The sequence below is a fragment of the Arthrobacter sp. sptzw32 genome, from assembly GCF_059089735.1.
The window spans coordinates 75271-101571 of record NZ_JBNHEZ010000010.1 but is presented as its reverse complement, the minus strand read 5'-3'; the positions used below and the strand labels follow the sequence as shown (position 1 = coordinate 101571).

Genomic DNA, 26301 nt, shown 5'->3' with positions numbered 1-26301 from the left:
ACTATTCCGGATGCGGCGCGGATCACACCCGTAGCGTGCCGTCCCGACCCACCGCAGATGGCGTGTTGGCACCGGCGGATGTTGTATCGCACCCGTCGGCGCGCCCGTCCGGCAACGCAAGGAGATCAGCGCGGCGCCCCGATGCCCGGGCAGCCCTGCCCTTGCGGGTTCACGTTGCAATCGTCGGCATAGTTCCGAGTCAGTGACCGCCAGACGCTGATGGTTTGAGGTGGTGCACTGAATTGGCCTTGACCGGGGATGGGCAGCGGAGGGCCTGCGTTTACCGAGTAAGTTCCCTGGAAGGTGGTGGTCAGCACGATTTGGAAGTCGCCAGTAGTTCCGTAAGCGTGGCTCGTCCTCGTCTTTTCGCCCCACCGGTCCTGCGGCAGCGGGCCTCCCATAGACGGTTGCGGACCGAAGACAGTGCCGTCGCCGTAGTTCCAGGTGTACTGGACCGGAGTGGCCACAATGTGCACCTGCTGGCCGAACATCGTGACGTCGAACTGCTGTTCAACTGCTTCGGCATAGAAGTTTGTTTCGGCACCCCTTAGCGTGTGGGGGCTGGGTTGGGCAACGACCGTTCCGGCGTTCACGGGCAGGCTTTCGAACTGCCGCTGAATGTCCGCGGCAATTCGCGGCAGCAGGTCTTCCGGCTGAGCATCGTAAAGGCAGGTCGGGCCCGAGTGGTGGGCCCACACAGCGCCGGGAACCCCGCGGGGCCTTGACAGCCAGATGACGGGAATACCCTCCTCGCCCTCCGGGCCATCGTTGCATTCAATCTGCCGGGCGAGGCACGGAGTATCGAAATCACCCCCGCCAAGGTGGCATTGGAGCTCGTACTTGTATTCGTTGGGGTCGGTATTTGCAGAGCCCGGGGCTAATTGAGAAAAATCCCCACTATGCGAGTCCCGGGCCCAACCAATGATGTCAGTCCCCGTACTTGACCATACGCCTTTTGGTGGCGACGCTTGTGGAGGCTCCGATTTCTTATCGCTGGTGCGGACGATGAATTCATAGCTAACGTTCCCAAAGCCGGACATTCCTGTTACAGAAAGGACCAGCATGACCGCTAGGAATCCCAGCATGCAGCGAAGCAGAACGCCGCTCACTTTCAGCCAGCGATCGGTTCGACGGTGTTCACGAACCATTCACCATCGCGAAAAACCACAAACATCAGGCTTCCTGAGTCTGCTGGTTTAGGGTCAGTACTATCTAGCGAACCGTCCGCGTTGTAGTAGCTCAGAGCTTCTTGGGAAACCTGCACTGCCACCTGATACTGGCCATCTGGTCCTTTATGAAAAGTGGTATTTACAGTAGGCGTGCTTATCCTTCCGCCCACTAGCCAACGACCGTCCTCGTGCCACCCGTTCTGTATCTGCTTCGTTCGTTCACACATTGTGCAACTGGGACTTGTTATCGCAGATACCCCCTCGGTTTCACCTGTTTCGTAACCGAAGCTCAGGAGCTTGAACCAATACTGAGCAAACGCCTCCAGCCCTTCCTTCGTCTCCGTTTTTGCCACTTCGGGCAGCACGGGAACGGGGACGTTTTGGGCGGGGCCGGATGCGTCGGCGGGTTTGTAGGCGGCGCTTGGTGTCGCCGTCGGAGTGGCCGAAGGGCTGGAGGAGGCTGACTGTGCAGCAGTCGGGGATACGGCGCCGGGATCTGCAGGCGCTCCGCCCGCACACCCAGCCAGCACCAACGCTCCGGCGAGCACTGTGGCGACACCGCCAAGACGCTTCAATCTGGATGCGAATACGTTATGCGATGTCATGGGCCGCTAATCCCCCCGTAGTTTCAAGACGGCATACTCCGGACAGTGATCTAAGGGTAGCCCACCTCACATTTCAGCGATAAGACTTATCCACAGGTGCAGGCCCCTCCATTCACCACCCACTTGTCTCGGAGAACGTTGTAGAAGAAGCCGACTCGTAAGCAGTCCTCCGCGGCGTTGACTCAAGCTGGTCACGACGAATGAACGCGTCGAGCCCCTGGAACTTTCCCAAGGGACACAGAAGAATGGCGGCATGCTGTACCTGCGTACTGCTCCTGGCAACAAGCTCGCCCAGCTGACCATAAACTCAGCAGTGCTTTTCGAGGCCGACGGCATCCTCTCGGACGAGGCGTGGTCCGTGGTCCTTCGGGGCAAAGCCCGGGTCCTGAGCAACTCGGCCGAACTCGCCTCCGTGGAGGAGCTGGGGCTGAAGTCGTGGGTGCCCACGCTCAAGGACTTCTACGTCGAAATCGAACCCACATCGGTGACCGGGCGCCATTTCCAGCTCGGGGACCAGCCGGAGCGCGGTTTCTAGGAACCTAGACTGGAAGCATGGCGGACAAGCTGAGCCCGGAGCAGCGCAGCTGGAACATGTCCCGGATCCGCGGCAAAAACACCAAGCCCGAGCTGCTGGTCCGCCGCCTCCTCCACGCAAAGGGATACCGATACCGCCTGCACGGACGCACGGGCGGAACCCGCCTGCCGGGCAATCCGGACCTTGTCTTCGCGGGCCGCCGCAAAGTCATCTTCGTCAACGGCTGCTTTTGGCATTTCCACAACTGCCGGGTGGGCCTGCACGCGCCCAAAGCGAACGCCGAGTTCTGGGCAGCCAAGCGTTCACGCACCAAGGAGCGCGACGCGGGCCAGCGCCGCCTGCTGGAGGACGCCGGCTGGGAGGTGCTCACCGTTTGGGAATGTGAGCTCAAGGACGGCTCGGCGCTGGAAGCCCAGCTGGTGCAGTTTCTTGGTGCCGCCCCTCTCCCTCCGGCCCGGGCCTGAACAGGGAGCATTCTTGAGGCGATCTTTTGCCTTTACCCCGGTAGCTCTTGATATCGGCCCGGAAGGATGACTTCGTTGTCCCACTTGGAGGACTGCAGCACGAAAGGGTCCGGAGCAGCGGCCAGCTAACTGCGGCGAGCCAAGGGGGCCGCACAAAACGGTAAACCGGGCCAGGACGCGCTGTTGATGACGCACGTGGGGCTCCTGCTGCAGGCGGAACCATGTGACCATAACGAAGGGCCGGGCAGCAAAGTCGGGCACAGGGCTGTACTTACAGCCTCATCAAGAAAGCCACAATTCTCCTGCGGACCCGTCGTGAGCAGGCGAAGCAGCCCTAATCTGAGAAGGAGCCAATGCCCCACGTAATCCACCGGTTTCCGGAGTGGAAGACCACAGCCGAAAGGACAGCGATGACCCCGTCCGACGACTCCGGCTGGCCATTGGTGAACCATACAGTCCTGGACCGGCTTCGTGAGGATCTCGGGGAGGACGAGGGCTACTGCCGGGTTTTTGTTGGCAACTTCATCAACTACCTACCCCATCGCATCGGCCGCCTGAGGCTCGCCCTGACCTCTGGCGACCTGGACGGTTCGGTCGACGCTGTGCTGAGCCTGAAGACATCCAGCCAAATGGTGGGCGCCGAGCGGCTCGCAGGCCTGGCGACAGCCCTGGAGGGCGAAATCCGGACTGAAGGGCTTAACGATGATGCCGCCGTCGTCCTGCCCAGGCTTGCTAAAACGTTCCTCCGACCAATCAGCCGGTGCAGCGGGCAAACGATGGACAGACTGCAGACTCAGTGTTCGCCCGGAGCCAGCCTGTAGCCCACACCGCGAACCGTCTGGAGCCATCGCGGCTTCTGCGGCGAATCCCCCAGTTTCTTGCGCAGGTTCCCCATATGCACCTCGACGGACCGTTCGTCCGCTTCGCTGATGTAACCCCCGACGTCGTAGTCCTCGTCCCGCAGCCGACGCACCAGGTCCGATTTGGTCCGGACAGTCCTGCCTGCTTCCAGCAGTGCGTGCAGTAGCTCGAACTCAGTGCGGGTCAGGTTCATCTCGGCGCCGTCCACGGTCACCGTACGGGATGCATAGCTTAACTCCAGCCCGTTATGGCTGTAGTTCCCACGTTCGGGGTGCGCCAGGGCGTCCGCTGATGCCTCGGCATCTGTTGCGTCTGACGACTCCGGGACGGAACGGGGACGGCGCATCATCGCAGCGATGCGGGCGCGCAGCTCCCTGGGCCGGAACGGTTTGGTGAGGTAATCGTCCGCGCCGGATTCCAACCCGATGAGGGTATCCAGCTCTTCAGTGCGGGCCGTCAGCATCACGATATAGGCATCGGAGAATTCACGGATCTGCCGGGAGACCTCAAAACCATCAATGTCCGGCAGCCCGAGGTCCAGGGTGATGACATCCGGGTTGAGTGTTTTGGCCGTCAGGACGCCCTCGGCGCCGCTGCTCGCTACGGTCACGTCAAAGCCTGCCTGGGTCAACACTGTGCGAACCAGTTCCCGAATGTCGTGGTCATCCTCAATAACCAGTCCGACACGTGCATCACTCATAGCGTCCCCTCAGCAGCCAACGTCTGAAGTATAGCTGGCTGCGGATATCCTGCTGATATGGCCTTACACACCTTGTCCCGCAAGTTTCCACGCCATGACTAAGCCCGTAGCGTGGTCGTCCGGCCGGATAAGGTTCTTTCGGCGGCCCTTTCACGAGCTCCGGCTGACGCAACGGGTAGCGCTGAGCCAGATGCCGCTCTTTGTGACGACTCTCTTCACCGTGTTCCTGGCGTGGGCGTTCTTTCCCGGCACGCTTGAAAATCCCCTGTTTGCCGTCTTCGTCATTTCACAGCTTGCCATCATGGGCATCTGCTACGTCACCCCTTGGGAGCGGTTGCCCTATACAAGCTTCCTCATCGTTCCACTGCTGGACTTCATTTCCATCGGTTTTGCCCGGGAGGGCGGGCAGGAAAGCCTGACCACCCTGGGTTTGCTTTCGGTGTTCCCGGTCATTTGGCTATGTGCCTCCGGATATTACCCGCGGGCTGCACTGTGGCTCTCCTTTTTGGGACCGCTTGCCATCATCTGGGTGCCCTTGTTGCTTAAGGGTGCCTCCACAGCCCAGGAATTCACCCGCGCCCTGCTCCTGCCCGTGATTATGCTGGGCATCGGCGTGTCCGTCAGTGTCCTGACCCACAGCATGATGCGGCAACAGCGGCAGCTGGAGGATAAGGACGCCCAGCTGCAGGCGAACCTGCAGACGAGCCAGCGCCAGGAAGCGCTGTTGAATACGGTCTTGGACACCGTCCACCTGGGCGTCCTGGCGGTGGACGCCGACGGGCATGACGTGCTGATGAACCGGAAGCAGCGGGTAAACCACGAACTGGCGCGGCCCAAGGACATAGCGGACCCGGACGAGTCCCAATTGCTCGTTTACGGACCGGACCGCAAAACGCTGGTTCCAGTGCAGGAACGCCCTGTCCGCCGTGCCGTGCTGGGAGAAACGTTCACCGATTACCTTGTCTGGCTTGGCTCAGGCAATGAGCAACGTGCCTTCGTGACCACCGCCCGGGCAATGAAGGACGCCGACGGGAAATTCTCCGGCTCCGTGATCGCCTTCAGCGACGTCACGGACCTGGTCAACGCGCTGGCGGCCAAGGACGACTTCGTCTCCAGCGTCTCGCATGAGTTCCGCACGCCACTGACATCAATCCTTGGGTATGTGGAAATTCTATTGAGCGATGAGCCGGAGGAATCCCAGCGGGACATGCTGGAAATTATCCGGAGGAATTCGGAGCGGCTGCTCACGCTGGTATCGGATCTGCTGTCCAGCCGCAACGGACAGCTGATCGTCTCCCCGCACACTGTTGACGTGGCTGATCTTGTTCGCAGCAGCGTCTCCTCCGCCATGCCGAAAGCGGCGGCCTCCGGTGTGGTTCTGGCTGCTGATACACCGGAGCGGTTGGAGGCACACGTGGACGGGGCACGGATTTCCCAGGTCTTGGACAACCTGGTGTCCAACGCCCTCAAGTACTCCCCCGATGGCGGCAATGTGCTGGTCACGCTGGCACAGGAGGACGGCCACCTGGCCTGCCGGGTCAGCGATACCGGAATGGGCATGAGCCCCGAGGACGCCTCCGAGGTCTTCGCAAAGTTCTTCCGCACCAGCAGCGTCCGCAGGACAGCCATCCCTGGCGTCGGCTTGGGCCTGCCGATCAGCAAAGCCATCGTGGAGGCCCACGGCGGGACCATCGAAGTGGAAAGCGACCTGGGCAAGGGAACCACGTTTACGTTCCGGGTGCCGGTGTAGTCCCCACCCGGACCCTAACCCCGCAGGCAGGGCCCGGGTGCCCTCCGGGCGCTGCCCGGCTAGCGCGCGGACGCCTGCCGGACCACCTCGCCCCAGGACTGCCGGGCCAGTTCCGAGATGGAGGCGAGGATTTCCGACGGCGGCCTGGACAGGTCCAGCGGGAACTCCACGATGTCGATGTCGGTGTTGAGGATGCGGCGCAGCTTAACCTCGCCGGCTCCTGCGTACACCAGCCATGCAGTGGGGACCGCCAGAGCGGTGCAGTGGGCCAGCATCTGGTAATGGTCGGCCGTGAGGGAGGCGCCGAGGTCGGAGGCAGCTTTGTACTTCGTGTTGAAGACCACTACGGGACGCCCGCCCAGGAGGTGAACGGCGTCCGGCTGCACGGAAAGCCGGTCGGAGTCCCGGACCGCCTCGCTCAGGAGCGCGTTGTATTTCAGCCGCAGCTCCCCCGGGTAGGGCGACAGGGCCTCACGCAGCGCCGTGCCCACGAAATCCTCGAAGACCTGTGCCATGTCCACTACAAACGACGCCGTCTGCTGTTGGCCCTGGCCGGCTTCGGCCGAGGCGTTGCGAAGGATCAGCTCTGCCAGGCGGAGGACGACGTGGTAGCGCAGGTTCATCCGGGTTGCCGTCCACCTCGGCAGCGGGGCGCCTGCTGGAAGGCGGGTTACGGCGTCGAGCCTTCCCTTGAGCTGGCGCAGCCGGCTCAACACCTCCGGCCGGACCCGCGGCACCTGGCCCATCCGCTCCAATGCGGCGCGGAGGATGCGGTTCTCGGGGATGTCCTCGCTGAACTCGTCATAGGACACCTCGAGCGGCACCAGCATCCCCGGCCGTCGGGAGATCTGGTCAGAGATCCGGATGCGGCCCTTCACCGTGCGGAGGGACTCGTCCACGGTCCGGTAGCCCTGCAGGACGCCGCGGCCCAGTGCGCGTTCGGCGAGCTGGGCCAGCGACTCCGCGAGCGCGCTCCACAGCTCGCTGTCTTCCAGCGCCGCAACGGTATCCGGACGGAAACCCTGTTCGCCGGCGTAGCTGAGCAGGAACAGGAGCCGGCTGAGCCCCAGCCGGTCCTTAGGCCGGACATCGAGTTGCACCGTGGGAGTCCGCACCGAGCCCACCTTCCCCACCGGCTCGATGCGGTACAGTCCGAGGCCCATCGGAGACGCCTTGGCCAGACCGCTGGAGTTCAGGAAAGCGGCGCTGGCCGGGTCCAGCCGTTCCACCATCCCACGGGACAGTTCGTCCAGCACCAGATGCCGGACGGATGCGCCGGGGTCACCGGCCCGCAAGGCGTTCCAGCAACCGGTCCAGTCCGAAGCGTTCCTCCAGCTGCGCCCGGGTCAGCTGGCCGTGATAGTGCTCCTCAAGCAGGGGCATCAGCTCGTACTTCCAGATGCGCCGCAGCCCGGCAGGAGTTTGGGCGGCGGACTTCATGAAGTACGACGGGCCGATCATCAGGTCCCGGTCCCACTCGTCGATGGCGCTGTTCAGGGCATCCAGCAGCAACGCCGGGGTGGTGTCCAACCTGCGCGCCTCGAGGAACCGGAGCAGGGACCCCTTCACCGGTTCCGTCTGCGGGTGCAGCTCGATGAAAGCGAAGCGGCGGCGGATGGCGGCATCCATCATGGCAATGGACCGGTCCGCGGTGTTCATGGTGCCGATGATGTAAAGGTTGTCCGGCAGCGTGAACGGCTCGTTAGGGCTGTACTGCAGGTAAATCCGATCATCGCGGTACTCCAGCAGGAAGTACAGTTCGCCGAAAACCTTGGCCAGGTTGGCGCGGTTCATCTCGTCGATGATGAGGAAGTACGGTTTCTTTTCGTTGCCCGGCTTGGCTGCTTCTTCAGCCAGCCGGCGGAGCGGGCCGGCCACCAGTTTGAAGGAGACCTGGCCCTCGTCGGTTTTGTCCGGCCGGTAGCCCTCGAAGAAATCCTCGTAGGCGTACGACGGGTGGAACTGCACGAGTTTGACCCGCTCGTCGGTGGTGTCGTCCGCCAGCTCTGCGGCAAGGTGCTTGGCCAGGTAGGTCTTGCCGGTGCCCGGCGGACCGTACAGGACCAGTTGGCGGTTCTCCTCCAGCAGCTCGGCAATCTCCTGGAGCGGCTCCAGCTCCATGTGCAGGGCGTCTGCGAACTCGCGGGTCAGCGGACGGAAGCCGTCCTGGACGGGAGGTACGACGGCGGCCGCTTCAGCATCGCCGTCGGGCTCTGTTTCCGCTTCGGCCGGCAACAGGGCCTGCAGGGCCTGCACCACGCGGGTCAGGTCGACGACGATTCCGGGTGTGGCCAGCTGCCGCTGGACGTGGCGGGGAAGGTTCGTGGTGGTGTGGCCTTCATCGAACCAGCGGACCTTCCGGCGCAACCGCCGGTTGTCCGCGTTGTGTTCGGGCTCGCCCAGCACCACGCCGAGCCGTACGGCGCCCGAGTGCTGGTACAGCACCAAGTCCCCGGGCTTCATGACCGTCAGGAACGCAAAGACCGCCGTTTTGGTGTCCTCGCGCTCCACGTAGCCGAGGTGCTTGTAGTCCTCGTCCACTGCGTGCTGGACCAGGCCCGCTGTGACGCCGGGATCCAGCAGGCGGAGATGCTCGACGTCGAGCGTCACCTTCTCCTCGCCCTGCCAGGCTGTGAGCAGCTCGGTGTTGTCGCTGTGCGTGCGCAGCAGCCACGCCCGCCGGCCCGGGTCGCCCACTTTGCGCCACTGGCTGACGAGCTGGCGGGCGTGCCAGTCGATGCGCTGGCCGGCCTGCTCATCCAGGTGCAGGCGGATGCGGTGGATGTCCGCGGTGACGTCCTCCTCGGCGTCGCCCTTCGCGCCGCCCACCAGCGAGGCGAAGGCGTCGCGGATCTCCTGGCGTTCCACATCCGCGACGACGGGCTCGAAGTAGCTGGGCCAGGTGAGGAACTCGATGCTGCGGCGGATGGCCGGCTGGTCGCCGGGCGTGGCTGCGGCGAGGCGGTGGAACTGCAACGGGTCCTGCAGTGCTGCGGCAATGTCAGCGGTAGGCTGCTGGTCCACCTGCTGCACAAAACGGCACAGCCATTTCAGGTGGTCCCAGATTGTCCAGTTGAACTCAGCCGTCCGGTCACGGATGACACCATGGTCCGTCAGGCCCTCATACAGCTCATCGGGCAGGTCAAGCGGGGGTTCGAGCCAGGAGGCGGCCTCGGCCACGCGGGCGCGCTTGACCTTGAGGGACTTCACCTCATGGGCCAGCGGCAGGGACTGCAGGAACAACAGTTCGACGGCCAGCTGCTTTGCTTGCCGGGACGCGCCGTCGAGGTTCTGCCGGAGGTTCGTCATCATGGGCGCCTTCGAATCCGGCGTGCCCCGTTCCAGCCTTTCCAGGAGTTCCGCCGCGGCCTCGGACGTCCAGGTCATGGTGCGGCCATCAAGTGCTGATGGTTTGCCGAGGAGCCCCGGACCAAGCACGAACCACGCCGCGTCCTCGATCTCCTTGGAGATGCCGAGGGCGCGGGTCATGGCAGCAGTGGAGGCGGGGGTCATGAATTCAAATTTACAGGGTGAAGCTGAACCGGTGCTCAGAGCCGCCCGCGCCTCCGCGGCTTCACCCCCGCTACGACACCGCTCCGGGCTTCTTCCGGCCGAAGGTGAAGTAGCCCACGGGCCCTATGAAGTTGATGAAGGATGCCGCACGCCAGGCAGCCTTCGGACCGTTGATCATCGCGGCCGGACGCTTCGAAATGTCCCGCTGCGCCGCAACCAGGAGGGACACCTGCCCGATGCCTACCAATATGGTGCCGGCCTTCGCTGACGGGGACATTTCTTTCCAGGTCTTTTTCTGGGCCATTGTCTTCTCCTCTGTGGTGTGGGTTTTCAGTTTCCGGTGCCACCCTTCTCCAGTGCAATGGCTGCACCCGCCCCAGTGGGCGTTTCCGGAGCAGCGCGTCCACACCTCGGTGATATCGGCTCAGGCCGTGAACGGCGCCATCCGTTCCTTTTGTTCCGGGGTGAGGCGCTGGACCCGCCCTGTGGTTTCGTCAACGAAGGCCAGGTGGCTGCTGGCCTTCACGCACTCCTCCCCCGTGACGGGATCCTGGACCAGGTAATGGATATCGAAGCTTGCTCCCTTAACGGCGCCGATCCACACCTGGACCACAGCCGGAATGTTTCGGTACTCCAAGGTTCTGACGTAACGGATCTTATGGTCCACCACCATCGCCATGGTGCCGTCGGGGACGTCATTGAAGAGGGAGACATGGGGCTCGATACCGGGCAGTCCTGCTCCCCGCGGCGGCCCGAAAGCACCAATCCGCGCTTCTTCGAGCATCCGGACAATCTGGACGTTGTTGATATGCCCGTAAGCGTCCATGTCACCCCACCGCATGGGAACCAGAACCTCGATCCGCCGCCCGCCGTCACTGTCCGGCTTTTGCGGGGCGTCCTGCACCCGTGCATCCTGCTGCATGGAATCCTCCTGTATTTGTGCGCCGTGCTGCACCGCCGCGTTCTCCCGCGCAAGTGCCTCCTGAGCGCTCAACTGTGCACCGCCGTCGAATCGTCCACCGGCAGTTCGCCGGCGTTCGCGCCGGCGAACTGGGACATGTACAGCCGGTGGTAGGCGCCCTGGGCGGCAAGGAGGACCTTGTGGTTGCCCTGTTCCACAATCCTGCCGTTCTCCATCACCAAAATGGTGTCGGCGTCGCGGATAGTGGAAAGCCGGTGGGCGATGACAAAGCTGGTGCGGTCCGTGCGCAGCGCCGCCATAGCCTTCTGCACCAGCACCTCGGTGCGGGTGTCAACGGAACTGGTGGCTTCGTCGAGGATCAGCAGCGACGGGTTGGCAACGAAGGCACGGGCGATGGTGATGAGCTGCTTCTCGCCGGCGCTGACGTTGTTGCCTTCCTCGTCGATCACCGTGTCATAGCCCTCGGGGAGGGCGCGCACGAAGCGGTCCACGAAGGTAGCCTTGGCCGCGGCCATGACCTGTTCCTTGGTGGCGTCCAGGTTGCCGTAGCGGATGTTCTCGTAGATGGACCCGCCGAACAGCCAGGCATCCTGGAGCACCATGCCCACCTTGGAACGCAGTTCGGACCTGCTGAGCCGGGTAATGTCCACCCCGTCAAGGGTGATGGATCCGGAATTGAGCTCATAGAAGCGCATCACGAGATTGACCAGGGTGGTCTTTCCGGCACCGGTGGGACCAACGATGGCAACGGTGTGGCCCGGCTCAGCGTTGAAGGACAGGTCTTCAATTAGCGGTTTGTCTTCCGTGTAGCTGAAGGTGACGTTCCTGAACTGTACGTGCCCGTTCGTTTTGGCCGGAAGGTGCTCGGTGGCCGTTTCCAAGTCCTGTTCTTCGGCGTCCAGGAATTCGAATACACGCTCGGATGACGCCACGCCGGACTGGAGCATGTTGGCCATCCCGGCCATCTGACCCAGCGGCTGGGTGAACTCGCGGGAGTACTGGATGAAGGCGGTGGCGTCACCCAGGGACATGGAGCCCGAAGCCACCCGAAGTCCGCCCACCACGGCAATGCCCACGTAGCTGAGGTAGGAGACGAACTGCATCACGGGGAAAATGATGCCGGACACGAACTGGGCCCCGAAGCTGGCCTTGTACAGGGCCTCGTTGCGTTCCTCGAACCGTTCCAGCATGTCGGCGTCCCGCCCGAAGACCCGTACCAGGTCATGGCCGGAAAACGACTCCTCGATCTGGCCGTTCAAGGAACCGGTGTTTTTCCACTGGGCGGCAAAAAGCTTCTGGCTGCGTGAGCCGATGATCCCGGCGGCGACGCCGGACAGCGGCAGTGCCACGAGGGCAATGAGGGCCAGCTGCCAGGAAACGATGAACATCATGATCACGATGCCAATGACTGTGAGCAGCGAGTTGATCAGCTGGGCGAACGCCTGCTGGAGCGCCTGCTGGATGTTGTCCACGTCGTTTGTTACCCGGGAGAGGACGTCTCCGCGCTGGCGGGTGTCGAAGTAGTTCAAGGGCAGCCGGTTGAGCTTCTGTTCAGTGTCGTCACGGAGCCGGCGGATAACCTTCATGACGATGCGGTTCAGGACGTAACCCTGCAGCCACAGGAAGATGTTGGCTACGAAGTACATCAGCAGCACTGCAGCTATGAGGAAGGAGAGTTTCTGGAAGTCGATGCCGCTTCCCGGTACCAGCTCCATCTTGGAGATCATGTCCGCGAAGTTGTCCTGCCCCTGCCGGCGCAATCCCGCCACGAACTCTTCCTTGCTGGCGCCGGCTGGGAGCTGCTTGCCAACCACACCGCCGAAGATCACGTCCATGGCCTGGCCAAGGATCTTGGGGGCAATAACGTTCAGGACCACCGCGACCACCACCATCGCGACCACGGCGTAGATGCCCGCGGCCTCTGGCTTCAGCAGTCCCATCAGCCGCTTGGCGGACGGCCAGAAGTGTTCGGCTTTCTTGGCAGGCATGCCGCCGAACATGTCGCCGTCAGCTTCGGAAGGCTTGTATTCCTCTTCGAAGAGTTCCTCGTCCTCAACCGCGCCGTCCTCAATCAGGCCCGCCCCAGCCTGGTCTGGGGCGTCCGTTGAGCCGTGCACGTCAGCGGAGTTTTTCCTGCGGGGGCTCATGCCATTTCCTCCACGCTTAGCTGGGATTCAACAATTTCCTGGTAGGTGGGTGAGGTTTCCAGGAGTTGCCCATGGGTGCCGCGGTCCACGATGCGGCCGTTGTCCAGCACCAGGATCTGGTCCGCTTCAGTGATGGTGGAGATGCGCTGCGCCACGATGATGACGGTGGCGTCGGCGGTGGTCTGCTTGAGCGCCGCCCGGAGGCGGGCGTCGGTAGCGACGTCAAGGGCGGAGAAGGAGTCATCAAAGAGGTAGACCCGGGGCTTGGTAACCAGCGCGCGGGCGATGCAAAGGCGCTGGCGCTGACCGCCGGAGACGTTGGTTCCGCCCTGGGAAATGCGGGAGTTCAGCCCGTTTTTCTTGTTCCGGACAAAGTCGGCGCCCTGTGCCACCTCAAGCGCGTCCCAGAGTTCCTGGTCCGTGGCTTCGGTCTTGCCAAAGCGGAGGTTGTGTTCGATGGAGCCCGAGAACAGATAGGGCCGCTGCGGCACCAGTGCCACTCGCCTGGTGATCTCTGCCCGGTCCAGTTTGCTGACCGGAACTCCGTCCAGGAGCACCTCCCCTTCCACGGTGTCGTAGAGGCGCGGCAGCAGGGACACCAGCGAAGTTTTCCCTGCCCCCGTGGCACCGATGATGGCGATGGTCTCCCCCGGTTTTGCGGTGAAGCTGATATTGCTCAGCACCGGCGACTCTGCGCCCGGGTACGCGAAGGTGACGTTCCGGTATTCCACCACCCCGGCCAGTGCGGCCGGTGCCTCGGGCCGCTCGGGATCGTGGATGGAGGGTTCGACGTCGAGCACCTCACCGATGCGGTCCGCGCACACCGAGGCACGGGGGATCATCATGGCCATGAAGGTGCCCATCATGACGGCCACGAGGATCTGCAGCAGGTACTGGAGGAACGCGGTGAGTGCTCCCACCTGCATTTCGCCTGTGTCCACCCGCTGGCCGCCGAACCACAGCACAGCGGCGGTGGACAAGTGCAGGATCATGCCGATGGCGGGGAACATCAGGACAAACAGGGCCCCGATCTTCAGGGAAACGTCCGTCAGGTCCTTGTTCGCTTCGCCAAAGCGCTCGGTTTCGTAGGGTTCGCGGACAAAGGCGCGGACCACCCGGATGCCGATGATTTGTTCACGCAGGACTCCGTTGATGCGGTCAATTTTTTTCTGCATGGCCCGGAAAAGAGGCATGAGGCGTACCACCAGGTAGCCCACCACCACAACCAGCACGGGTACCGAGACCCAGACCAGCCAGGACAGGTTGATGTCCTCACGCAGGGCCATGATGATGCCACCGATGCACATGATGGGAGTGGCCACCATGAAGTTCAGCCCCATAAGCACGAGCATCTGGACCTGCTGGACGTCGTTGGTGCCGCGCGTGATCAAGGTGGGCGCGCCGAAGGTGTTGACGTCCTTGGCGGAGAAGCTGGTGACTTTGCGGAACACACCGCGCCGAAGGTCGCGCCCCACGGCCATGGCCGTTTTGGATCCGTAGTAGACGCCGGCAATGGCCGTGCCCACCTGGAGGAAGGCGACCAAAAGCATAATTCCGCCGGTGCGCCAGATGAAGTCCGTGTCCCCGCGGGATACCCCTTCGTCGATGATCTGGGCGTTCAGGCTGGGAAGGTACAGCGCCGCGATGGTGGACGCCAGCTGGAAAACGATGACTGCCAGTATGTATGGCTTGTACGGCCTGGAGTACCGCCGTATAAGGGTGAGGAGCATGCCCACGGGTCCTTTGGAAGAGTGCGCGAAGTGGTGAGGGCTTAAGTAGTACCAGCTGGGGCTGACACCGTTAGCCCTCCAACTCTACGAAACTCCTTCCGGCGGTGAAACAGCCCAGCACAAGAACATCCCGGAGGAGTAATGCCGGGGTTCACCGGGCAGCGGAGGCTGGGACCGGCGTCGTGCTTTCCTTCTCCGGCGCCGGTTGCAGGGGCTGGATGTCCACCGTGCGCCGCAGCGGCTTTTCTTTGATGAACAGCACGGATACCAGCGCGACAACGGTCACCGCGGCGGAGATCAGGAAGACCTCCGCGGTGGCGTCACCATAGGCGGCACGCATGATTTCACGGACGGGTTCGGGCATGTGGGCCAGGTCCATGCTGGAGCCGGCGGAGCCTCCCTGCACCGGAATTCCGGCTGCTGTCAGTCCCTGCGTGGCAAGTTCGCTGACCCTGTTGGCCAGGACGGCACCGAGAACCGATACGCCGATGGCGCCGCCCACAGACCGGAAGAATGCCACCGATGCGCTGGCCGTCCCGATGTCCGCAGCCCGGACCGTGTTCTGGACCGCCAGGACGAGGTTCTGCATCAGCATGCCCAGGCCCAGGCCCAGTACCGCGGTGAAGACGCCTGCGTGCCAGAGCTCCGTGGTGTGGTCCATGGTGCCGGCCAGCCCGAGTCCGCCGATCAGCAGGACCGAACCGGCAATCAGGTAGCCCTTCCACTTGCCCGTGCGGCTGATCAGCAGGCCGGATGCCACCGATCCGGCCAGGTTTCCGGCGATCATGGGCAGGGTGAGGAGCCCGGCCTCGGTGGGGGTCGCGCCGCGGGCAACCTGGAGGTACTGGCCGAGGAACGTGGATGAACCAAACATCGCGACACCCACAGCCACGGACGCGACGATGGCCAGGGCCGTGGTGCGCTCGGTGATGATCTTGAGCGGGATGATGGGCTGCTCAACCTTGGATTCCACCAGGACCAGCAGCGCGAGCAGAACGACGCCGCCGCCCACCATGAGGGCGGACTGCCAGGAGATCCAGTCGTAGTAGGCGGGGTTGCCTGCGAAGGAGACCCAGATCAGCAGCAGGCTAACGCCCGAAGTGAGCAGGATGGACCCGAGCCAGTCAATTTTGGCGGGCCGGCGGACGTGGCTGATCTTGAGGGTGACCTGCAGCAGGATCAGTGCCACGACGGCGAGCGGCACGCAGACGAAAAAGGTCCAGCGCCAGCCGAGCGGGCTGTCCACGATAAAGCCGCCCAGCAGCGGCCCGCCGGCGGTGCCGACGGCCATCACCGCGCCCATGTACCCGGAGTACTTGCCACGGTCGCGCGGCGGGATCATGGTGCCGATGATGGCTTGGGCGAGGGCGGTGAGGCCACCCATGGCGACGCCCTGGATGACCCGGGCCACGAGGAGCAGCGGGATGGTCTCGGACAGCCCAGCCATCACGGAACCGGCCACGAAGACCACGATGCTGAGCTGGACCAGGACCTTTTTGTTGAAGAGGTCTGCAAGCTTGCCCCAGATGGGGGTGGTGGCGGCGTTGGCCAGCAGCGCGGCCGTGATGACCCAGGCGAAGTCCGTCTGCGTTCCGTGCAGATCGGACATGATGGTGGGCAGCGCGTTGGCCACGATGGTGCTGCTGAGGATTGCCGTGAAGAAGGCCGCCAGGAGCCCGGTTAGGGCTTCCATGATTTGGCGGTGGGACATCTCCGGAGGTGTCCCTGGGGGTGCGGCGGATAACGCCGGGGCGGCGGTTTTACTTGTTTCGGTCTGGGTTGCCATGGGTCAGCTCCTAGGGATGGGTTGGAAGGTGCCGGCCGCCTTTGCCCGGGCTGATTGCAGAAGTGATTCGGTGAGTTTGTGCAGGATTTTCGCGGTGTTGCCCGCGTCTTCCTCGCTCCAGGTGCGCAGGTAGTCCTGCAGGACAGCTGTCCGCTGCTCCTCGATGTGGCGGAGCCTTTCCTCGCCCAGGGGCGTGAGGGCAACCAACTGGGCCCGGCCGTCGTCGGGATCCTGCCTGCGGACCACGAGCCCATGCTCTTCAAGGTCGGCAATGTGGCGGCTGAGGACCGGGGCGCTCACCCCCAACCGCTCGGCCAGGCGGGTGGCACGGGATTCCCCTTCGCCGACGAAGCGCAGGACGCCCTGGAGCGCGATCCCGGTGCCCTGCCCACGCACGCTGGCGGTGGCAATGCACCGCACCGCCCGCTGGAGGTCGAATATCTGGTACACGAGATCCGCTGCTGTATCCGGTGCTACTGCCATGGCTTCAGGCGCTCCCTACTTGTTTGCCTGAAGCAACTATATAGGGGAATGGTTGCTTTGGGAAACTAACAGCCCGAAGTCGGAACCCTAAGGGTCAGAACCGCCCCAGGTTGAAAGTAAGCATGCTTTCCATTAGGTTGGTGTCAGCTTCTCCGCCTGTCCCCCATCAGGCGGAGCGGTTGCCAGGAAGGCCCCGCAACACGGACTCGTGTTGCGGGGCCTTCGACTGTTTGTGCCTGGCTGGGAGCCCGGCGGGTTATTCGGGAAGGTGGGTGGGGGCAAACATCTTCAGGAGGGTTTCGACGACGACGACGTTGGGCCCATCCGCTGCGAAGCCGGCCTTCAGCGCCTCCCCCACGTCCTCCGGTGCAACTCTTGCGGCCGGCACGCCGAATGCTTCGGCGAGTTTGACGAAATCCGGACGTGCGAGTTCGGTGGCGGTTGCCTTGCCGAAGGCACCCACCATGTACTCGCGCAGGATTCCGTAGCCGCCATCGTCCACGATCAACCACGTGACCGGAACGTTGTGCTGCTTGGCGGTGGCCAGCTCGGAAATCGAATACATCGACGAGCCATCGCCGGAGACCGCGAGGACCCGGCCCGGCTTGCCCACGGTTTGCAGTCCAACTGCTGCGCCGATGGCTGCGGGGAAGCCGTAGCCCAGCCCGCCGGCGCCCTGCGCGGAGTGGAACTGGCCTTCGCGGGCGTCCCAGCAGCTCCAGCCCCAGTAGGCCGAAATGGTCATGTCCCAGAAGGTCTGCATGTCCGCCGGGACTGCTTCGCGGATGTCGGCCATGAACTTCAGTTCCTTGCCGAGGTCCTGGGCCCCGAGGCGTGCGCGGACCTTCGCCAGCGATTCCTTCACCAGGTCCTCGGGCGGGGTGCCGTGCCAGTCGGGGGTGGCTCCGCTTCCAGCTGCAAGCGCCTCGTCGAGGGCGGCGAGGGCCTGCCCGGCGTCAGCACGGATCCCCAGCCCCGGGCGGTTCGACTCCAGAACCCGGGGTTCGGCGTCAATCTGGATGATCCTGCCGCGCGGCTCGAAGGTGAAGTAGTTGGAGGTGACTTCGCCGAGGGACGAACCCACCACCACCAGGACGTCGGCGGCCTCCAGAAGATCGGTCATGTAGCGGTCCTCGATCCAGGACTGCAGCGACAGCTCATGGTTCCAGGGGAAAGCGCCATTGCCGCCAGGAGTACAGATCACCGGGGCGCGAAGTTTCTCCGCGATGGAGAGCAGTGGCTTTTCGGCCCGGCCCCGCCGTGTGCCGCCGCCGGCAATAATGGCCGGACGCTTCGCGGCCTGCAGCCATTTCACGGCTTCGCGGACCAGTTCCACCCGGGGCGGGTTGTCCGCAGCTTCAGCAAGGGCATCCTCCACCGGCGGCACCATGATCGGATCGAGCAGGACGTTCTGCGGGATCTCGAGCCATACCGGTCCCTGCGGCGAGGAAATCGCCTCGGTCCATGCGTCCTGGATCGCGGACGGAATGCCCGATGCGTGCTGGATCAGCCGCTGGCTCTTGGTGACGTTGGCCGCCGAAGCCTTCTGGTCATCGAGCTGGTGCAGCATGCCCTTGCGCCGGGCGCCGAGGCCCTCGAGCGGGATTTGGCTGGCCACCACCACCATGGGAACCCCCGTCGCGTAGGCTTCCTGCAGCCCGGCCAGCGATGTCAGGGCTCCGGGCCCGGTGGAAAGGAAGAGGACGCCCACTTCACCGGTGGCGCGGGAGTACCCGTCGGCGGCAAACGCCGAGTTGTTCTCCACCCGGGATGACACAAACTGCAGGTTGCCCCTGCCCATCGCGTCGAAGAGTCCCAGTGCATGCTGGCCGGGGATGCCAAAGACGGTTTTCGTGCCCAGCGCCTCAAGGGTTTCGACGACGAGGTCCCCGCCGTTGCGGGCATCCGTGCCTTTCCTCGGAGCTGCCATCCCCGGATCGGAACCAATCATCCTGGCTACTCCGTGCCGGCTGCGGCGAAGCCTGCGGGGCGGCGGGCTTCCTGGCCAAGGGCTTGCGCTGCATAGCCTGTTTCGGCTCCGAACCGGTCCCCGGCGACGGCGTTGTCCGCCAGAAGGGTCACCAGTTCGTAGGCGACATGGCTTGCTGCAACACCGGTGATCTCGGCGTGGTCGTAGGCGGGGGCCACTTCCACGACGTCGGCGCCCACCAGGTTCATGCCGCGGAAGCCGCGGATGATTTCCAGCAGTTCGCGGCTGGTGATGCCGCCCGCTTCCGGGGTGCCGGTTCCGGGTGCGTGTGCCGGATCAAGGACGTCAATGTCCACAGAGATGTAGAGGGGGCGGTTGCCGATCCGGTCGCGGACCTTGGCCACCGTTTCGAGGACGCCCTGGTAGTAGACGTCTGCGGAGGTGACGATACCGAACCCAAAGCGGTGGTCGTCGTCGAGATCCTTTTTGCCGTAGAGCGGCCCGCGGGTTCCGATGTGGCTGATGGCCTCGGTGTCCAGGATGCCCTCCTCGACGGCGCGGCGGAACGGGGTGCCGTGGGTGTATTCGGCACCGAAGTAGGTGTCCCAGGTATCAAGGTGGGCGTCGAAGTGCAGCATGGCGATAGGTTCGCCGGCGCGCTCGGCGGCTGCACGGAGCAAGGGCAGGGCGATGGTGTGGTCGCCGCCAAGGGTCACCAGCTTGCTGCCGCCGGCGGTGAGGTCCAGCGCGTTCTGCTGGACAGTCTCGATGGCCTCGTTGATATTGAACGGGTTGACCGCCATGTCCCCGGCGTCGGCCACCTGGACATTCTCGAAGGGGCTGACGTCCCAGGCCGGGTTGTAGGGGCGCAGCAGCCGGCTTGCCTCGCGAACGTGGTTCGCACCGAAGCGGGCTCCCGGACGGTAGGAGACGCCGGAGTCGAAAGGAACGCCCACCACCGTGATGTCCGCCTTTTGCACCTGGTCCAGGCGGGGAAGCCGGGCATAAGTGGCTGCCCCTGCGTACCGGGGAATACGGGATGAATCGATGGGGCCAAGGTTGCCGTTGGCTTCTATGCGCAGCTCTTCCAATGGAGGCCTCTCCTTCGAGGAGTTGAGAATGGATGTGACTGCCATCATACAGCTTGTTTTCATATGTGCACCAGTTGTTTACCGGCCAAGCCTGGCTTGAGGCACGACCAGCCCAGGGCATCAACAAAAGAAGACAAGGGGCTGTCAGCGGCTGGCGGCGGGAACCAGAACCCAGAGAACCTCGACCGGCTTATCCGTCGGGTTGACCCAGGTGTGTGGTTCCCGGCCGGGGAAGGTCACGGTATCCCCTGTGGTGAGGTCATATTCCTCGTTGGTGAGAATCAGCCGGATGCTGCCTTTGATGACGTGAAGGACGTCGACGTCGCAGTCGACGGCGTAGAGCTCCGTCTCGCCGCGGCCGTGCGGTTCGATGCAGGCCTGGATGATCTGGATGCGCCGCTCCGAACGAGCCGTGAGCAGGCGCTCCACGATCCCCTGGCCGCCGAGGGAGATCCGGGGGCCGTCGTTGCGTTTGGTGAGGTGCGTTTCCGGGGCGGCAAACAATTCACCAATGGAGATGGAGAGGACCTGGCACAGCGTTACCAGCGAGGCTACGGAAGGGGATGTCAGGTCACGCTCAACCCGGCTGAGAAACCCCTTGGTGAGTCCCGTGGCGTCAGCAACCTGCTCAATGGTGAGCCGCTGGGACTGCCTCGCGGCGCGGATCCGGGAGCCAATGGCAACAGGTACGTTGCTGGGCTCAACTGGCAGTGCCTTCATCTGCGTACCTTTCACGGCCGGCCGCCCGGCCCCACTCTGGAGCAATACTAATAGCCAGCGGCTTCTGTGACGCGTGCATGGCGCTCGTGGCCGGGCAAGCGTGCATTCTCTTGACTGTTACCACGGTCACAGCCTACTCTTTGGAAAACATCTGTTGCCTATAGGGCAATATCCGAGATTCGACTCTCAGCCTCATCCCCCTCGTGCAGCGGCTCCCGGCTCCCTTTCCCGGAACCACCCGGCTGCCAACAGCTCCAAGGAGTCCTCGTGGACGCAAATGTCATCAACATCGCCATCGTGGTGGTGTACCTTCTCGCAATGCTGGCATTCGGCTGGTGGGGGAAGTCCCGCACCAAGAACAACAGCGACTTCCTCGTGGCCGGCCGCCGCCTTGGCCCGTTCCTTTACACCGGGACCATGGCGGCCGTCGTCCTGGGCGGCGCCTCGACAGTGGGCGGGGTAGGCCTCGGCTACAAATTCGGCATCTCCGGCATGTGGCTGGTCGTCGCCATTGGCGCCGGTGTCCTGCTCCTTAGCCTGCTGTTTGCCGGGACCATCCAGAAGCTGAAGATCTACACCGTGTCGCAGATGCTCACGCTGAGGTACGGCAGCAGGGCCACCGAGGCTTCGGGCATCGTGATGCTCGCGTACACGCTGATGCTTTGCGCCACCTCCACCGGCGCCTACGCCACCATCTTCGTGGTGCTCTTCGACTGGGACCGCGCAATGGCCATCGCCGTCGGCGGCGCCATCGTGTTGATCTACTCCACGGTGGGCGGCATGTGGTCCATCACCCTCGCTGACCAGGTGCAGTTCATCATCAAGACGGTCGGGATCTTCTTCCTGATGCTCCCGTTCACCCTCAACGCCGCCGGCGGCATGGACGGCATCCGCAGCCGGGTGGACGAGAGCTTTTTCCAGATCGACGGCATCGGCCTGCAGACCATCATCACCTACTTCGTGGTGTACACCCTCGGCCTGCTGATCGGCCAGGACATCTGGCAGCGCGTCTTTACTGCCAAGACAGCCAAGGTGGCCAGGTGGGGCGGCGCCACCGCCGGCATCTATTGCATCCTCTACGGTGTTGCCGGCGCACTGATCGGCATGGCCGCCAGCGTGGCACTGGCCGACATCGAAATTGCCGCGAAGGACGACGTCTACGCTGAAGTGGCCCAGAGCCTGCTGCCCATCGGAATCGGCGGGCTGGTCCTGGCCGCCGCTGTGGCAGCAATGATGTCCACGGCATCAGGGGCACTCATCGCGGCCGCAACAGTTGCCCGCGCGGACGTCCTGCCGTTTGTGGCCAGCTGGTTCGGCAAGACGGTCAACACCGAGGACACGGACAACCCGGAACACGACGTCAAGGCCAACCGCATCTGGGTCCTCACTTTGGGCATCGTTGCCATCGTCATCGCCATCATCACCAAGGACGTGGTGGCGGCCCTGACCATCGCGTACGACATCCTGGTGGGGGGCCTCCTGGTCGCCATCCTCGGTGGCCTGGTCTGGAAGCGCGGCACCGGCGTGGCCGCGGCCGCTTCCATGGCCGTGGGCTCGGTCGTCACGCTTGGCACCATGATCATCCTCGAAATCAACGCAAAGGCGCCGCTGGACGGCATCTACGCCAACGAACCCATCTACTACGGCTTGCTCGCATCCGCCGTGGTGTACGTCACGGTCTCCCTGCTGACAAAACCCACCGACCCCCAGGTGATGCGCAACTGGCAGCGCCGCGTTTCCGGGCAGGACACCGAGGCGCCGGAAGCAGTTACGGCCTCCTGACGGCAGCTTAACGGTCACCCGGACGACGGCGGCACCTCACCTCGCTACCAAGCGAAGGTGAGGTGCCGCCGTCGTCAGTTCTCTTCCGGTTTCGCGCTATTCAGTCGTCTCGCGGAACTCGTCGTCATCCAGGGGAACCACGCGTTCCTCCGCGTCGATGACTACGGGCGGCGTCTGGACTACGGGCTCCTCCGCATCCAGGAATTCATCCTCGGCGTCCCAGTCTTCCTTGATGACGGGCACATCCTCGGCATAGTCATAAGCGGGATCGGCTTCCACCGAATCCAGGTGGGGCATGTCCGGGTGCTGTCCGGTGGTGTTCATTGTGCTACCTCCGTTTGTTCGCCTCTGACGTGCTCTTTTGGTGGGCGCCGGCGAGCGCCACAGTTTCATCACAGCACCGCGGGTTGCCGTGGTCAAGGGCCGGCGAACGGCGGCCGGAAGGCCCTAAACCCCTGCATATTGAGGGGAACCGAAACTTCTCAGGTAGGGAGGCCGGCCGAAAAACCGCGGATTTCCGCGGTAAGCTGGCGGGGCAATGGGGCCGCACCACGCCCCATCCAGCCCAGGAGTTTACGTGTCTCAGCACGCCGATGCATACCGCCACCGTGACACCCCGTCAGAGCCGTTTTCCGCGGATTCCGGCCCTGCCGCCACCGGCCCCTCAGCGCCTTCACCGGCAGCCCCGCCGGTGCCCCCGCCCTCCGCCGCGGATATCCGGCGCTGGCGCCAGTACCTGGCGGATGAACGGGCCGAGGCCGCTGTCTACCGTGACCTGGCGCAAAACCGGCAGGGTGAGGAACGCGACATCCTCCTGGCCCTTGCGGAAGCGGAAGGACGGCACGAAGCCCACTGGCTGGGTCTCCTCGGCCAGCACGCCGGCAAGCCCCGCCCGGCCTCCATCCGCAGCCAGGTGCTCGGTTTCCTGGCCCGACACTTCGGTTCGGTGTTCGTGCTGGCCCTGGCCCAGCGTGCGGAGGGGCGCTCCCCCTACGCCAAGGACCCCAACGCAACGGATGCGATGGCCGCAGACGAGCAGATCCACGAGGAAGTGGTCCGTGGACTGGCCACGCGCGGCCGCAATCGGCTTGCCGGAACCTTCCGCGCCGCCGTCTTCGGCGCCAACGACGGCCTGGTCAGCAACCTTTCCCTGGTGATGGGCATGGCCGCATCCGGTGTGGCCAGCAGCGTAGTGCTGCTCAGCGGCATTGCGGGTTTGCTGGCAGGTGCCATGTCCATGGGAGCCGGCGAGTTCATCTCGGTCCGCTCGCAGCGGGAACTCCTGGCAGCCACCCGGCCCACCCAGGTCACCCTGGCCGCGGCCCCCAAACTGGACCTTGAGCACAACGAATTGCTGCTCGTTTACCTGGCCAGGGGTATGTCACAGGAAGCAGCGCAGCACCGCGTTGCCGAACGCATGGGCCTCCTGTCCTGCGACTGTGACCCCAGCCTGTCCCTGCAGCCGGAACTTCCCGAGGCCGGGGACCAGCACGAAGCCGTGGGCACAGCCTGGGGTGCGGCGCTCTCCAGCTTCTGCTTCTTTGCCTCGGGCGCCATCGTCCCGATTTTGCCGTTCCTGTTCGGCATGACCGGCGCAGCCGCCCTGATGGTGGCAGGCGTGCTTGTAGGCGTTGCCCTGCTGGTCACCGGCGGCATCGTCGGCCTGCTCTCCGGCACGTCCCCGCTGACCCGCGGGCTGCGCCAGCTCGCCATCGGGCTGGGCGCCGCGGCGGTTACCTACCTGCTGGGGCTGGTCTTCGGCACGGTTGTCCAGTAGCAGTTGCCTGCTGTCGATTGACCACGGGCTGTAAAGTGCACTGGCAACAGGTCCGCTGGCGGCAGCGGATGAGCTGGCGACATGTGGGGGTGCTGTAGTGGACGGACAACCACCACGCCGTGCCGGAAGGCGGGCACGCCCTGGAAGCAGCGCAAGGGCCCTTCGGTTCGTGCTTACGGGTGCCCTGTTCTCCGCGGCGTTGTTGGTGGCAGCGCTGGTGCTTGATGATCCGCGGTTCAAGGACCTCCTCGACGTTCGCCTTGGGCCGGGTGCCGGCGGACAGGAAGGCGGCCCCCAAGGCGGTGCCGCATCGGAATCCGTCGGACAGCCTGCGGGGGCACGGACGGGAGCGCCGCCGGCGGGAGTCGGGGAAGGAGCCGCCCCCTTGGGCGCGCCTGTGCCGCCAGCCGTGGCCAACGATTCCTATCAGTTTCTTGCGGTTAACGGCGACGGCAGCCCGGTAGGGTACTCTCCGTGCCGGCCGCTGCACTACGTCATCAATGACGAGCTGGCGCCCGCGGGCGCGCAGCACTTGGTCCCGGAAGCCATCGCTGTTGTTTCCGCTGCCACCGGAATAACGTTCATCTACGATGGCACCACCCGCGAACTGCCATCGCCGCAGCGGCCGCCCTACCAGCCGGACGCCTACGGCGATCGCTGGGCCCCGCTGCTCATCGCGTGGACTACCCCGGAGGTGGCCCCGCAGCTCAAGGGCAAGGTGATTGGCACCGGAGGCAGCACCCACTACGGCTACGACGACGGCCCGAAGACCTTTGTAACCGGCGGCCTCGACCTGGACGCACCGCAGATAGCCGATGAGCTGTTGAATCCCAACGGCCACCTGTATGCCACTGCTGTGATCCTGCACGAGCTCAGCCATGTGATGGGGCTGGACCATGTGGAGGATCCCACCCAGCTGATGTACCCGGAAATCGGCACTCCCGAGGGGCTGTCCGAAGGGGACCTCAACGGCTTGTACGCGTTGAGCAAAGCCCAGTGCCGCAAGGACCTCTGAGCAGCCGGATAACAACGGCCAGGCCGCGGTCAGGTCCCCAAAACCTTCACTGCCTCATCCACGGTGTCCACCAGGAAAATCCGGTCCGCCATTGGCCTGCCCGCGGCCAGGCTGCGCAGCATCTGCCAGGCCGGATACTGGTGCTCCCAGTGGTGCCTGCCCACCAGCACCATTGGTGTAATTTTCTCGCGGGCGCCGTAGTAGTTTTCACAAGCGTCCTGGAAAATCTCCTGCACGGTTCCGGCGGCTCCGGGCAGGAAAATGATGCCGCCTTGGCAAAGCTCCAGCAGGATGGCCTCGCGGATGGCATTGGCGAAGTACTTGGCGGTGTGGGTGGCGAAGTAGTTGGGCGGCTCATGGCCGTAGAACCAGGTGGGGATGCCCAGCGACGGCGTTCCGTCCGGATAGCGGTCGACGACGGCTGCCGCCGCCCGCGCCCATGCGGACACCGAGGGACGGAACCCCGGGACGGAGGCGAGCCCTGCCAGCGCAGCCTCCAGCCCGGCGTCGTCCGCCTGGCTGAGATAGGCGCCCAGGTTGGCGGCCTCCATGGCTCCCGGTCCCCCGCCGGTCGCCACCACATGCCCCTCCCGGGCAAGCAGCCTGCCGAGCCGGGCTGCCTGGGTATAGTCGGCACTTGCCCGCTGGGCTGCGTGCCCGCCCATGACGCCCACCACGGACCGGGCTGTGAAGGGGCCGGAACGGATGGCTTCCTCCAGCGCATCGCCGATGGCGTGGTCGTGCAGCGCTGAGGCGAGGGTGGCGTCCAGCCGGTGCCGCTGCCCTGGCTGAATGCTCCACTGGTAGATGCGGGCGTCCGGCAGTTCTTCATACGGGGCCTCCTTTAAGCCGGCGTAAAGCTCGGCGGGAGAGTACAGCTCTGCCCGGTAGGGGTTGAAGGGTACTGACTCGAGGCGAGGGAAAATCAGGGCTCCCCGGCGTCGCAGGGTGTCCTCCATCCCGTCGTCAAAGGTGCAGCCAAGGAAGATGGCCCCCTCAACCTTCACCTGTTCCAGGGCCGGGGCCCGGCCGCGCAGGTCGAGCGACTGGGCGTGCCAGCCGTCCAGCTCCGTTCCGCGCGCGGCGACCAGTTGGTCGAAGACGGCGAGGTCGTTCACTTCGAGGCTGCGGGGGCTTGGGCCCAAATTCCCGGAGAGGTTCACGGTGTCCTGCCCTGACGGACCAGGGGGACGGGGAGTTGCGAGGGGTCGTTCATCCTTTCAGCCTATTTCAGGACTGGGGCTTGCGTTGGAGCGTGCCCAGCCCTACCCTTAAACAACCAAGCAGTTGATAAAGCTGTTGGTTGACTAAAGAGGTAGGA

General features: G+C 64.2%; 22 protein-coding genes and 1 pseudogene. 7 read left to right on the top strand and 16 right to left on the bottom strand.

Annotated features, from left to right (window positions below; all coding sequences use genetic code 11):
* Positions 1-125 precede the first annotated feature (125 nt).
* Both AC5RVN_RS16865 and AC5RVN_RS16860 read right to left on the bottom strand, forming a co-directional pair.
* Positions 126-1148: a hypothetical protein gene (locus tag AC5RVN_RS16865; RefSeq protein WP_494138689.1), complete on the bottom strand. Its 1023-nt coding sequence runs from the start codon at positions 1146-1148 to the stop codon at positions 126-128.
* Positions 1112-1534, bottom strand: coding sequence for a DUF6318 family protein (locus AC5RVN_RS16860; RefSeq protein ID WP_494138688.1), 423 nt, complete (start codon positions 1532-1534; stop codon positions 1112-1114). Before AC5RVN_RS16860 ends, AC5RVN_RS16865 begins: the two co-directional genes overlap by 37 nt.
* Positions 1535-2030: 496 nt before the next feature.
* On the opposite strand from AC5RVN_RS16860, the pseudogene AC5RVN_RS16855 reads away from it, so the two are divergent.
* From AC5RVN_RS16855 to AC5RVN_RS16845, 3 genes and pseudogenes are all read left to right on the top strand, one after another.
* Positions 2031-2309 (top strand): annotated as a pseudogene (locus AC5RVN_RS16855) (pyridoxamine 5'-phosphate oxidase family protein); the annotation flags it as partial.
* Between the two features lie 17 nt (positions 2310-2326).
* Positions 2327-2773, top strand: coding sequence for a very short patch repair endonuclease (locus AC5RVN_RS16850; protein ID WP_494138687.1), 447 nt, complete (start codon positions 2327-2329; stop codon positions 2771-2773).
* A gap of 410 nt (positions 2774-3183) precedes the next feature.
* The gene (locus tag AC5RVN_RS16845; RefSeq protein ID WP_494138698.1) at positions 3184-3594 is read left to right on the top strand and encodes an Hpt domain-containing protein; all 411 of its coding nucleotides are present in this window, start codon (positions 3184-3186) and stop codon (positions 3592-3594) included.
* Here the strand turns inward: AC5RVN_RS16845 and AC5RVN_RS16840 are convergent.
* Positions 3567-4334, bottom strand: a complete 768-nt coding sequence (locus AC5RVN_RS16840) for a response regulator transcription factor (RefSeq protein WP_494138686.1) — start codon at positions 4332-4334, stop codon at positions 3567-3569. The two genes, AC5RVN_RS16845 and AC5RVN_RS16840, sit on opposite strands and share 28 nt — an antisense overlap.
* Before the next feature lie 94 nt (positions 4335-4428).
* Here AC5RVN_RS16840 and AC5RVN_RS16835 point away from each other — a divergent pair, with 94 nt between their 5' ends.
* Positions 4429-6084, top strand: coding sequence for a sensor histidine kinase (locus AC5RVN_RS16835; protein ID WP_494138685.1), 1656 nt, complete (start codon positions 4429-4431; stop codon positions 6082-6084).
* A 59-nt stretch (positions 6085-6143) separates the two neighbouring features.
* Here AC5RVN_RS16835 and AC5RVN_RS16830 read toward each other — a convergent pair whose 3' ends face one another.
* The 11 genes from AC5RVN_RS16830 to AC5RVN_RS16780 form a co-directional block, all read right to left on the bottom strand.
* Complete coding sequence (locus AC5RVN_RS16830) at positions 6144-7316, bottom strand: 5-methylcytosine restriction system specificity protein McrC (RefSeq protein ID WP_494138697.1); 1173 nt, start codon at positions 7314-7316, stop codon at positions 6144-6146.
* 49 nt (positions 7317-7365) lie between these two features.
* Positions 7366-9597 (bottom strand): McrB family protein, encoded by a 2232-nt coding sequence (locus AC5RVN_RS16825; protein WP_494138684.1) that lies wholly within the window; start codon positions 9595-9597, stop codon positions 7366-7368.
* A 70-nt stretch (positions 9598-9667) separates the two neighbouring features.
* Complete coding sequence (locus AC5RVN_RS16820; RefSeq protein WP_494041271.1) at positions 9668-9901, bottom strand: PLDc N-terminal domain-containing protein; 234 nt, start codon at positions 9899-9901, stop codon at positions 9668-9670.
* A gap of 120 nt (positions 9902-10021) precedes the next feature.
* Positions 10022-10438 (bottom strand): acyl-CoA thioesterase, encoded by a 417-nt coding sequence (locus AC5RVN_RS16815; protein ID WP_494138696.1) that lies wholly within the window; start codon positions 10436-10438, stop codon positions 10022-10024.
* Between the two features lie 149 nt (positions 10439-10587).
* Positions 10588-12666: an ABC transporter ATP-binding protein gene (locus tag AC5RVN_RS16810; protein ID WP_494138683.1), complete on the bottom strand. Its 2079-nt coding sequence runs from the start codon at positions 12664-12666 to the stop codon at positions 10588-10590.
* Positions 12663-14396 (bottom strand): ABC transporter ATP-binding protein, encoded by a 1734-nt coding sequence (locus AC5RVN_RS16805; protein ID WP_494041273.1) that lies wholly within the window; start codon positions 14394-14396, stop codon positions 12663-12665. Before AC5RVN_RS16805 ends, AC5RVN_RS16810 begins: the two co-directional genes overlap by 4 nt.
* Positions 14397-14547: 151 nt before the next feature.
* Positions 14548-16182: an MFS transporter gene (locus AC5RVN_RS16800; RefSeq protein WP_494138682.1), complete on the bottom strand. Its 1635-nt coding sequence runs from the start codon at positions 16180-16182 to the stop codon at positions 14548-14550.
* Positions 16183-16185: 3 nt separating this feature from the next.
* Positions 16186-16665: a MarR family winged helix-turn-helix transcriptional regulator gene (locus AC5RVN_RS16795; RefSeq protein WP_494138681.1), complete on the bottom strand. Its 480-nt coding sequence runs from the start codon at positions 16663-16665 to the stop codon at positions 16186-16188.
* 256 nt (positions 16666-16921) lie between these two features.
* Positions 16922-18616, bottom strand: a complete 1695-nt coding sequence (locus AC5RVN_RS16790) for a thiamine pyrophosphate-binding protein (protein ID WP_494138680.1) — start codon at positions 18614-18616, stop codon at positions 16922-16924.
* A gap of 5 nt (positions 18617-18621) precedes the next feature.
* Complete coding sequence (gene speB, locus AC5RVN_RS16785) at positions 18622-19686, bottom strand: agmatinase (RefSeq protein ID WP_494138695.1); 1065 nt, start codon at positions 19684-19686, stop codon at positions 18622-18624.
* Between the two features lie 144 nt (positions 19687-19830).
* Complete coding sequence (locus AC5RVN_RS16780) at positions 19831-20406, bottom strand: helix-turn-helix domain-containing protein (protein WP_494041276.1); 576 nt, start codon at positions 20404-20406, stop codon at positions 19831-19833.
* A 267-nt stretch (positions 20407-20673) separates the two neighbouring features.
* Here AC5RVN_RS16780 and AC5RVN_RS16775 point away from each other — a divergent pair, with 267 nt between their 5' ends.
* A complete protein-coding gene (locus AC5RVN_RS16775; protein WP_494106168.1) occupies positions 20674-22188 on the top strand; it encodes a sodium:solute symporter family protein in 1515 nt (504 codons plus the stop codon).
* 96 nt (positions 22189-22284) lie between these two features.
* Here the strand turns inward: AC5RVN_RS16775 and AC5RVN_RS16770 are convergent, their stop codons facing one another.
* Entirely contained in the window at positions 22285-22512 is a 228-nt protein-coding gene (locus AC5RVN_RS16770) for a hypothetical protein (protein ID WP_494138679.1), read from the bottom strand.
* Between the two features lie 253 nt (positions 22513-22765).
* On the opposite strand from AC5RVN_RS16770, the gene AC5RVN_RS16765 reads away from it, so the two are divergent.
* Together AC5RVN_RS16765 and AC5RVN_RS16760 are read left to right on the top strand one after the other, a co-directional pair.
* Entirely contained in the window at positions 22766-23965 is a 1200-nt protein-coding gene (locus AC5RVN_RS16765; RefSeq protein ID WP_494041279.1) for a VIT1/CCC1 transporter family protein, read from the top strand.
* A 97-nt stretch (positions 23966-24062) separates the two neighbouring features.
* Positions 24063-24980: a matrixin family metalloprotease gene (locus tag AC5RVN_RS16760; protein ID WP_494138678.1), complete on the top strand. Its 918-nt coding sequence runs from the start codon at positions 24063-24065 to the stop codon at positions 24978-24980.
* 29 nt (positions 24981-25009) lie between these two features.
* On the opposite strand, the gene AC5RVN_RS16755 is transcribed toward AC5RVN_RS16760, so the two are convergent.
* The gene (locus AC5RVN_RS16755) at positions 25010-26143 is read right to left on the bottom strand and encodes an LOG family protein (protein ID WP_494041281.1); all 1134 of its coding nucleotides are present in this window, start codon (positions 26141-26143) and stop codon (positions 25010-25012) included.
* Between the last annotated feature and the right edge of the window lie 158 nt (positions 26144-26301).

Coding starts and splice junctions, on each gene's coding strand:
- AC5RVN_RS16845 (WP_494138698.1), top strand. CDS start 3,184: ATGACCCCGTCCGACGACTCCGGCTGGCCATTGGTGAACCATACAGTC.
- AC5RVN_RS16825 (WP_494138684.1), bottom strand. CDS start 9,597: ATGACCCCCGCCTCCACTGCTGCCATGACCCGCGCCCTCGGCATCTCC.
- AC5RVN_RS16835 (WP_494138685.1), top strand. CDS start 4,429: ATGACTAAGCCCGTAGCGTGGTCGTCCGGCCGGATAAGGTTCTTTCGG.
- AC5RVN_RS16830 (WP_494138697.1), bottom strand. CDS start 7,316: ATGGTGGAACGGCTGGACCCGGCCAGCGCCGCTTTCCTGAACTCCAGC.
- AC5RVN_RS16800 (WP_494138682.1), bottom strand. CDS start 16,182: ATGGCAACCCAGACCGAAACAAGTAAAACCGCCGCCCCGGCGTTATCC.
- AC5RVN_RS16840 (WP_494138686.1), bottom strand. CDS start 4,334: ATGAGTGATGCACGTGTCGGACTGGTTATTGAGGATGACCACGACATT.
- AC5RVN_RS16850 (WP_494138687.1), top strand. CDS start 2,327: ATGGCGGACAAGCTGAGCCCGGAGCAGCGCAGCTGGAACATGTCCCGG.
- AC5RVN_RS16820 (WP_494041271.1), bottom strand. CDS start 9,901: ATGGCCCAGAAAAAGACCTGGAAAGAAATGTCCCCGTCAGCGAAGGCC.
- AC5RVN_RS16790 (WP_494138680.1), bottom strand. CDS start 18,616: ATGATTGGTTCCGATCCGGGGATGGCAGCTCCGAGGAAAGGCACGGAT.
- AC5RVN_RS16810 (WP_494138683.1), bottom strand. CDS start 12,666: ATGAGCCCCCGCAGGAAAAACTCCGCTGACGTGCACGGCTCAACGGAC.
- AC5RVN_RS16795 (WP_494138681.1), bottom strand. CDS start 16,665: ATGGCAGTAGCACCGGATACAGCAGCGGATCTCGTGTACCAGATATTC.
- AC5RVN_RS16805 (WP_494041273.1), bottom strand. CDS start 14,396: ATGCTCCTCACCCTTATACGGCGGTACTCCAGGCCGTACAAGCCATAC.
- AC5RVN_RS16780 (WP_494041276.1), bottom strand. CDS start 20,406: ATGAAGGCACTGCCAGTTGAGCCCAGCAACGTACCTGTTGCCATTGGC.
- AC5RVN_RS16770 (WP_494138679.1), bottom strand. CDS start 22,512: ATGAACACCACCGGACAGCACCCGGACATGCCCCACCTGGATTCGGTG.
- AC5RVN_RS16865 (WP_494138689.1), bottom strand. CDS start 1,148: ATGGTTCGTGAACACCGTCGAACCGATCGCTGGCTGAAAGTGAGCGGC.
- AC5RVN_RS16815 (WP_494138696.1), bottom strand. CDS start 10,438: ATGCGGTGGGGTGACATGGACGCTTACGGGCATATCAACAACGTCCAG.